7 protein-coding genes and 1 pseudogene are annotated in these 8,294 nt (G+C 65.0%); 3 read left to right on the top strand and 5 right to left on the bottom strand.

Features of this window, described 5'->3' with window-relative positions:
• Nucleotides 1–61: 61 nt before the first annotated feature.
• The 4 genes from SFU54_RS04255 to SFU54_RS04240 are packed head-to-tail and all read right to left on the bottom strand — an operon-like array spanning nt 62 to nt 4,035.
• Entirely contained in the window at nt 62–829 is a 768-nt protein-coding gene (locus tag SFU54_RS04255) for an ABC transporter ATP-binding protein (RefSeq protein ID WP_319015060.1), read from the bottom strand.
• Nucleotides 801–1,730, bottom strand: coding sequence for an ABC transporter ATP-binding protein (locus SFU54_RS04250; RefSeq protein WP_319015059.1), 930 nt, complete (start codon nt 1,728–1,730; stop codon nt 801–803). The genes SFU54_RS04255 and SFU54_RS04250 overlap by 29 nt, the downstream gene beginning before the upstream one ends.
• Nucleotides 1,720–2,700 (bottom strand): branched-chain amino acid ABC transporter permease, encoded by a 981-nt coding sequence (locus SFU54_RS04245; RefSeq protein WP_319015061.1) that lies wholly within the window; start codon nt 2,698–2,700, stop codon nt 1,720–1,722. The genes SFU54_RS04250 and SFU54_RS04245 overlap by 11 nt, the downstream gene beginning before the upstream one ends.
• 12 nt (nt 2,701–2,712) lie before the next feature.
• The gene (locus SFU54_RS04240; protein WP_319015058.1) at nt 2,713–4,035 is read right to left on the bottom strand and encodes a branched-chain amino acid ABC transporter permease; all 1,323 of its coding nucleotides are present in this window, start codon (nt 4,033–4,035) and stop codon (nt 2,713–2,715) included.
• 255 nt (nt 4,036–4,290) lie between these two features.
• Here SFU54_RS04240 and guaB point away from each other — a divergent pair, with 255 nt between their 5' ends.
• Both guaB and SFU54_RS04230 read left to right on the top strand, forming a co-directional pair.
• On the top strand, nt 4,291–5,793 hold the full coding sequence (gene guaB / locus SFU54_RS04235; protein WP_319015057.1) for an IMP dehydrogenase: 1,503 nt from the start codon (nt 4,291–4,293) through the stop codon (nt 5,791–5,793).
• A gap of 167 nt (nt 5,794–5,960) precedes the next feature.
• The gene (locus tag SFU54_RS04230) at nt 5,961–6,908 is read left to right on the top strand and encodes a type IV toxin-antitoxin system AbiEi family antitoxin domain-containing protein (protein ID WP_319015056.1); all 948 of its coding nucleotides are present in this window, start codon (nt 5,961–5,963) and stop codon (nt 6,906–6,908) included.
• A gap of 106 nt (nt 6,909–7,014) precedes the next feature.
• Here the strand turns inward: SFU54_RS04230 and SFU54_RS04225 are convergent, their stop codons facing one another.
• Nucleotides 7,015–8,046 (bottom strand): Gfo/Idh/MocA family oxidoreductase, encoded by a 1,032-nt coding sequence (locus tag SFU54_RS04225; RefSeq protein ID WP_319015055.1) that lies wholly within the window; start codon nt 8,044–8,046, stop codon nt 7,015–7,017.
• A gap of 120 nt (nt 8,047–8,166) precedes the next feature.
• On the opposite strand from SFU54_RS04225, the pseudogene SFU54_RS04220 reads away from it, so the two are divergent.
• A pseudogene (locus SFU54_RS04220) lies at nt 8,167–8,294 on the top strand (GuaB3 family IMP dehydrogenase-related protein); the annotation flags it as partial.

The following is an 8,294-nucleotide window of genomic DNA, read 5'->3' as shown; positions in this document are numbered from 1 at the left end:
TACAGAAGGGCCCCGCAGAGCGACAATCGCTCTGCGGGGCCCTGTGTGGCGTTCTGCGGGCCTAATCTTGCCCGAGGGTGCCGAGATACAGTCCGATGACCTTGGGGTCGTTCAGAAGCTCACGGCCCGTGCCCGTGTAGGCGTCGGTTCCTTGGTCGAGAACGTAACCGCGGTCGCAGATCTGCAAGCAGCGGCGTGCGTTCTGCTCGACCATGATCGTCGTGACGCCCGCCTTGTTGATCTCTTTCACGCGCAAGAACGCCTCGTCTTGGCGAACAGGCGATAGACCAGCGCTGGGCTCGTCGAGCAAGATCACCTCGGGGCTCATCATGAGCGCGCGGCTCATGGCCACCATCTGGCGCTCACCACCTGAGAGCGACCCGGCGCGCTGGCCGAGACGCTTCGCGAGCTCGGGGAAGATCGACACGACGAAGGCGAGCCGGTGATCGAGCTCTTTCGGCTTTTGGAACAGGCCCATCTCAAGGTTCTCGCGAATCGTGAGCGTCGGAAACACGTTGTTCGTCTGCGGAACGAAACCCACGCCCTTCGCCACGAGCTTGTTGGCCTTGAGGTTGGTGATGTCGTCGCCGTAGAGCGAAATGGTTCCTTCGCGCACCTTCACGAGGCCGAAGATGGCCTTGAGCAGGGTCGACTTGCCGGCTCCGTTGGGGCCGATGATGCCGATCAGTTCACCCTCGTGTGCCGTCAACGAGCAGTTGTTGAGGATGTTGATGCCGGGGAGGTACCCAGCGGTAACTGAATCGACGTGGACGACGACCTTGCGCGTCTCGGTCACGGCGTCAGTTTTTTTCTTCGTCGGCGTCGTCATCGGCCAGCTCCTTGATCGCAGTCATCACTCCGGTGTCGAGATCACCGAGGTCTTCGTCGTGGTGTGAGCCGAGGTAGGCATCGATCACGGCGGGGTTTGCCATGACCTCGTGCGGGTCGCCTTCGGCAACCACACGACCCTCTGCCATGACAACCACCCAGTCGGCGATGTGGCGCACCATGTGCATGTCGTGCTCGACGAAGAGCACGGTCATGCCTTCGGTCTTGAGGTTCAAGATGTGGTCGAGCAGCGACTGGGTGAGCGCCGGGTTGACCCCAGCCATGGGCTCGTCGAGCATGACGAGCGACGGCTGGCTCATGAGGGCGCGGGCCATCTCCAGCAACTTGCGCTGACCGCCCGACAGGCTGGCCGCGTAGTCGTCTTTCTTGGCGTCGAGTTTGAACCGCGCCAGCAAGTCCATCGCGCGCGCTTCGATCTCCGCCTCTTGCTTGCGCCAGATCCACGGGAAGAGCGCGCGAGAGAGTCCCTCGCCGCGCTGCCCCTTCGCCCCGAGCTTCATGTTGTCGAGCACCGTGAGCAGGCTGAGCGCCTTCGTGAGCTGGAACGTGCGCACTTGACCCTTGCGGGCCACCTTGAACGCGGGAATGCCCGAGATGCCCTGGCCGTCAAACGTCCATTCGCCCGTGTCGGGCTTGTCAAAGCCGGTCAACAGGTTGAAGAGCGTCGTCTTGCCGGCACCGTTCGGCCCGATGAGAGCCGTGATGGCTCCCCGCGGAATCTCGAGGTGCTCGACCTGCACGGCGGTCAGGCCGCCAAAGGTGCGGGTGATGTTGTCGGCCACGATGATCGGGTCGACTTTCTTCACTCCGGGAGCCGGCTCGCCGATGTGCAGGCCGGTCGACTTAATGGGGGCGCCCTTGGCGCCGGCGCTACTTGACAAAGGCCAGCTCCTTCTTGTTCCCGAAGATTCCTTGCGGTCGATATATGACGATCAACATGATCGCGATACCGACCAAGATGAAACGAAGCTGGCCCGCTTGCACGTTCGACAAGAACGGCAGCCAACCCACCTCAACCGCGCGAGCGATGAAGCCCGAGAAGAACGACAGCAGCACCCAGAAGATGACCGAGCCGACGATCGGGCCGAACACCGTTGCGGCACCACCGAGCAGCAGAATCGCGTAGATGAAGAACGTCAGCGAGGTCTGGTAGTTCGAGGGCACGACGGCGCGGGGCAAGATGAAGATCATGCCTGCCAGGGCGCCGAACACACCGCCGATGACCAGCGACTGCATCTTGTAGAAGTAGACGTTCTTGCCGAGCGCGCGCACGGCATCCTCGTCTTCACGAATGCCCTTGATCACACGGCCCCACGGGCTCTTGAACAAGCGCCAGGTGATGAAGGCGGCGATCGCAACGAGGCCCCATCCGAAGATTCGCACCCACCAGTCGTACTCGTTGTAGACCCACGGGCCAAAGCCATAGGTGCCCGGCGGAATCGGGTTGAGGGCCTCGAAGCCGCCCTTGTAGCCCTGCAGACCATCGGCCGAGCCGGTGACCGACTCGAAAGTGTTGGTCGTGAAGAGCAGCCGGATGATTTCTGCCGCCGCGATCGTCACGATGGCGAGATAGTCAGCGCGCAATCGCAGCGTCGGGATGCCCAAGATCAGGGCGAACACAATGGAAGCGCCGACACCCATGAGAATCGCGGCCCACACCGGCCACCCGAAGGTGAGCGTTGCGATGGCGAAGCCATAGGCCCCGAGCATCATGAAGCCTGCTTGGCCGAAGTTGAGCAGACCCGTGAACCCGAAGTGAATCGCGAGCCCGAGTGCCGCAAGGGCGTAGGCGGCCGTCGTCGGAGAAATGATCTCCTGCGCGGCGTTGGAGAAGAGAAGGATCCAGTCGATCATGGTCAGCCCCTAGCCGATTCGTTCTTTGCGTCCGAGGATGCCCTGAGGCCGCACAAGCAGCACCAGGATGAGGATCACCAAGGCCCCGACGTACTTCATGTCAGAGGGGATGATGAGCGTCGACATTTCGACGAACAAGCCGACGACAAGCGCGCCGACGAGGGCGCCGAAGGCCGTTCCGAGACCACCGAGCGTGACGGCAGCGAAGGTGAGCAGCAAGATCTGGAAGCCCATGTCCCAGCTCACGCCGGGGCGGAAGTAGGCCCACAAGATGCCGCTGAGGCCCGCGAGGGCACCCGACATGATCCAGACGATGCGAATGACGCGGTCGACGTCGATGCCACTGGCAGCGGCGAGCGCCGGGTTGTCAGAGACGGCGCGGGTGGCCTTGCCGAGTCGCGTGCGCAACAAGAAGAACGCGACACCGAGCAGCACGAGAACGCTCACGCTCATGCTCGCCACGTCGGTCCACGAGAGTCCGAACATCCCGATCTCAAGGCTCGTGTCGGTCGCGCCCGGCAGCTGCTGGGTGTCTCCGCCGACGAACATCTGGAAGATGTAGCGCACGGCGAGCGAGAGGCCGATGGAGACGATCATGAGCGGGATGAGGCCCACGCCCTTCTTGCGGAGTGGCTTCCAGAGCGCCGCGTCGTTGAGGTAGCCGAACGCTGCACTCAGCACGAGCGCGATCGGAATCGCCAGCCAGATGGGAAGACCCATCACGACGCCAAAGAGAAGAGTCATGAGGCCGCCGAACGTGATCATTTCGGCGTGGGCGAAGTTGCTGAGACCCGTTGTGCCGAACACGAGCGAGAGCCCGATGGCCGCGAGTGCAAGCAACAGACCGAAGTTGAGCCCGTTGAAGAGTCGCTCGACAACTTGATCGAGCAAGCTCACGGTGTTGCGCTCACCCTGACCGATGAAGAAGTTCGCCACTGCGCTGCCCGACTGACCCACGTTGATCGTGCGCACGTTGGGCTGCTCGAGCTCGGGGTCGATGACCGCTATGCCTTCGGGCAGCGTTTCTTCGTTGAGGGTCACGGTGTACTCGCCACGCTCAGGAACACCGACAGCCCACCGGCCGTCTTCTCCTGACACGACCTCAACGCTGAACCCGCCGCCCGCGATGACGAGTTGCACGTCAGCGAGGGGCTGATCGGCGAGTTCAACAAGACCACTGATCTTGTTGTCGTACTCGTCGAGGCCGATCTCTTCGGCCGAAGCGGGAGCAGCAATGGACAGGGTCAGAGCGCTAACGAGTCCGGCAAGAAGCACGGCGGCAAGGCGCCGATGTGTTCGCCGGGCGAGCGGTCTGCTAGCAACGTGTGCCACGAAACCTCCAGGTCGTTTCGGGTGGGGCGGTGCAGCCCCGCGGGCCAGCAGGCCCAGTTCGTCGACGGTGACGATACGGATCGATTGTTGCCGAGGTGTTTCGGATTCGACCAATCTGCTCAGCCATTATTGCGACGGAATACGTTTCGACCTAACCCGCTTAAGATGAGATACCCGAATTCGGCGCCGCATCCGGGTTTGAAACACGCACGAGTGCGTGAACGATCACACACGACCCACGATGCGAGGGAAACCATGGACCAGCCCGATCCGTTCGGATTCATTGGCCTCACGTATGACGACGTCATGCTGTTGCCCGCGCACACCGACGTGATTCCGAGCGAAGCAGACACGGCATCCCGACTGACGCGCCGCGTTTCGGTCTCGGCCCCGCTACTCTCGGCGGCGATGGACACGGTGACCGAGTCACGCATGGCCATCGCTATGGCACGTCAGGGCGGCCTGGGCATCATGCACCGCAACCTCTCGATCGACGAGCAGGCCCAGCAGGTCGATAAGGTCAAGCGCTCTGAGTCGGGCATGATTACGAACCCCGTCACGACGACGCCCGATGCGACGGTCGCTGATGTGGATGCCCTGTGCGGCCAGTTCCGCGTATCCGGTCTTCCCGTGGTCGAAGGCGACGGGCGCCTCGTGGGAATCATCACCAACCGTGACATGCGCTTCGTGTCGCGGTTTGACGCCGAGACCACCCTCGTGCGCGACGTCATGACCCCTGCGCCGCTCATCACCGGGCCGGTCGGTATTTCTCAAGACGACGTGCTTGCGCTGTTCGCACGGCACAAGATCGAGAAGCTGCCGCTCGTCGACGGCGAGGGTCGCCTGCACGGCCTCATCACGGTCAAAGACTTTGACAAGAGCGAGCAGTACCCCAACGCGACGAAAGACGACGAAGGTCGGCTTCGCGTCGGCGCGGCCATCGGGTTCTTCGGTGACGCGTGGGATCGCGCTGGTCAGTTGCGCGATGCCGGCGTCGACATCCTCGTCGTCGACACCGCCAACGGCGACAGCCGCGGCGTGCTCGAGATCATCGCGCGCCTCAAGGCTGACCCCGCGTTCGCGCACATCGACGTGATCGGCGGCAACGTCGCCACGCGATCGGGCGCTCAGGCGCTCGTTGATGCAGGTGCCGACGCGGTGAAGGTAGGCGTGGGTCCGGGCTCGATTTGCACGACGCGCGTCGTCGCGGGCGTTGGTGTGCCGCAGGTCACGGCGGTCTACGAGGCTTCTCTTGCGGCACGTGAGGCCGGCGTGCCCGTCATCGCCGACGGTGGCCTGCAGTACTCGGGCGACATCGCGAAGGCGCTCGTGGCCGGCGCCGACACGGTCATGCTCGGATCGTTGCTCGCCGGAACCGACGAGAGCCCCGGCGACCTGATCTTCGTCAACGGCAAGCAGTTCAAGTCGTACCGCGGCATGGGCTCGCTCGGCGCACTGCAGACCCGCGGCAAGAAGACCTCGTACTCGCGTGACCGTTACTTTCAGGCCGATGTGCCGAGTGACGAGCAGCTCATCGCCGAGGGCATCGAGGGCCAGGTGCCCTACCGCGGCCCCGTGTCGTCGGTCGTCTACCAGTTGCTCGGCGGGCTGCGCCAGTCGATGTTCTACACCGGAGCCCGCACGATTCCTGAGTTGAAGCAGCGGGGCAAGTTCGTGCGCATCACGGCGGCGGGCCTGAAAGAGTCGCACCCGCACGACATCCAGATGGTCGTCGAGGCACCCAACTACCGCCGGTAGGGGCCCGTGCTCTCGCGACACCGTGCGTTTCGGTCGTGAGCGTGCGCCGAAACGCACGGGGCTGACCGAATCGCACGGGCTCCTTCACACGAGCGAGTTGAGTCGAGCATCCACTGGCTCAGGCTCGTTGTGGCACAGAGCGCTCGTGAATGGCGCAGGGTGCCACCATGCACATTCCCCCACACCTCATGACCGACGGGATGCTCATCGCGAGCGACCTCGACGCGCACGGCTACGACACTCGAGCGCTCCGCCGGGCTGCGGTTGCCGGCAGTCTCACCCGTGTCGCGCGGGGCATCTATGTGGACGCTGCCGTATGGCAATCAGCGAACACACGTGAGCGGCATGTGCTGCGATGCCGGGCCTTGGCCGCGCGGCTGGGAAGCGAGGTTGTGCTCGCCGGAGCATCGGCCGCCGCTGTTCTCGGCCTGACCTACCTCGGCGAGTGGCCCGGGCGAGTGTGCGCGCTGAATACTGTTGCCGACGGCACCCGCGTGCGCGGGGGAGTGTCATGGTGGGGTCACGACGACCACCGCACAGGGGTGATCGACCTCGGCTGGGTGCGAGCGACGAACGCCTACCGAACTGCTGTTGAGCTGAGCGCGCGCGAGAGCTACCTTGCGGGGCTCGTGACTGCCGACTCCGCACTTCGTTCGGCAGGGCATCGGGGCGCTGGCGATGGAGCACGCGAACTGCTCACCATGGCCGAAGCGCTGCGCCTGCAGCGTGGCGCCCGCCGGGTCGAGAGAGTTGCCGCATTTGCCAACGGTCACAGCGAGTCAGCGGGCGAGTCGTGGACCCGCGTGGTGCTCGCCGATCTCGGTGTTGAGCATCCCGAACTTCAGGTCGACATTAGCGCCGACGGACTCTGGATTGCGCGCGTCGACTTCTGCTGGCCAAGCCGCCACATTGTGCTCGAGTTCGACGGCGAGAAGAAGTATCGCGCGCCAATGCGAGGGCCGTCGCGCTCGGCGGAAGATGTCGTCATCGCTGAGAAGAAGCGCGAAGACCGACTACGGGCCGCCGGATGGACCGTGCTGCGGATTGTGTGGGATGACCTGCGCGAGCCAGAGCGGTTGCGTCGACTGCTTCGGCAGCACGGGCTCATGCAGTGAAGTGCACGCAAGGCCGTGCGTTTCGGCGTAGACCGTGCGGCACGGCGCACGGGGTTGGCCGAAACGCACGGTCTTGCGGGGGCGCAGGCGTGCGAGGGGGGCGCGACTAGCGCGCCGCGGGCGGCACAGAAACGCGGGCTCCCGACTCGTGCGAGCGAATCACGGCGTGCGCGAGCTCGAGCGCACGGCGACCCGCCGACGCGGGAACGGGCGGGGGTGAGCCAGCGCGCAGAGCCGTGAGCACAGCATCCAAGTGCCGGTCGAAGGTGCGCTCGAATGACCGCGCTTCGTCGTCGAAGTAGCCGGCGCGCCACACCCGCTCGGTCTCGTCGCCGACCGACTGCAGCGTCAACGAGCGCACGGTGTCGTGGATGACCGCGCGCCCCGCCGTGCCGTTCAGCTCGACGCGCTGGGTGTCGGGGTACGCATACGACGAGTCGTACGAGCCGAGCATGGTTCCCACCGCTCCCGATGTGAACTCGAGCGCGATCGCCACCGTGCTGAAGGCCCCGTAGGTCATGGTTGTCATCTGCGCGGCCACCGAGCTGATCGGCCCACACAGGTGCTCGAGCATGTCGAAGCCGTGGCACTGCGTTTCGATGAGGTTGGCGTGCGGCGAGGGGCCGCGATTGGCCTCGCCGCCGAACCGCCAGGTGGCGAAGACGAGCTCGCCGAGTTCGCCGGCGAGCAGCGCCGCCCGCGCGCGCAGCACCGGCTCGGCATAGCGGTGGTTGAAGTTGATGGCGAAGAAGGTGTCGCCCGCGGCGTCGAGCAGGGCGTCGGCCTCGGCGAGGTCGAACACGAGCGGCTTCTCGACGAGCAACGGCACGCGGGCGTGCAATAGCTGAAGAGTGGGCGCGAAGTGCTCTTCGTTCGGCAGGCTCACCATAACGAGGTCGGGATGCTCGGCCTCGAGCATCCCGTCAATCGAGGTGTAGGCGCGCGTGCCGTACGCGGCTGCCCGGGCAGCGGTGCGCTCGGGTGACCGGCCGACGATGCCCACGAGTTCGGTGTCGATGCGCTCGGTGGTGACGCGAGCGTGCTGGGCTCCCCAGCCGCCTGCGCCGACGATCGCGACGCGCAGGGGTTCGACCCCGGGCAGTCCCGGTCGTTCGATGCTGAGTGCACTGCCCGCCATGGTTGCTCCTTCGAGGTCGAGGTGGAGGTCGAGGTCGAGGTCGAGGCCGAGGCCGCGGTCGACGCCGACCGATGCTCGCCACGTTACCCGCGCACGCCCGCCCGGTAGGCTGAACGGGTGATGGAGATCGAGATCGGCCGCGGAAAGCGGGCACGCAGGGCGTATTCGTTCGACGACATCGCCATCATTCCGAGCCGTCGCACGCGCGACCCCGAAGTGGTGTCGCTCGCCTGGAGCATCGACGCCCT

Origin of the sequence: Microcella sp., from assembly GCF_033763155.1 — a bacterium.
GTDB lineage: Bacteria > Actinomycetota > Actinomycetes > Actinomycetales > Microbacteriaceae > Microcella.
The sequence above is the reverse complement of the archived record's forward strand: the minus strand, read 5'-3'. Positions and strand labels throughout refer to the sequence as shown.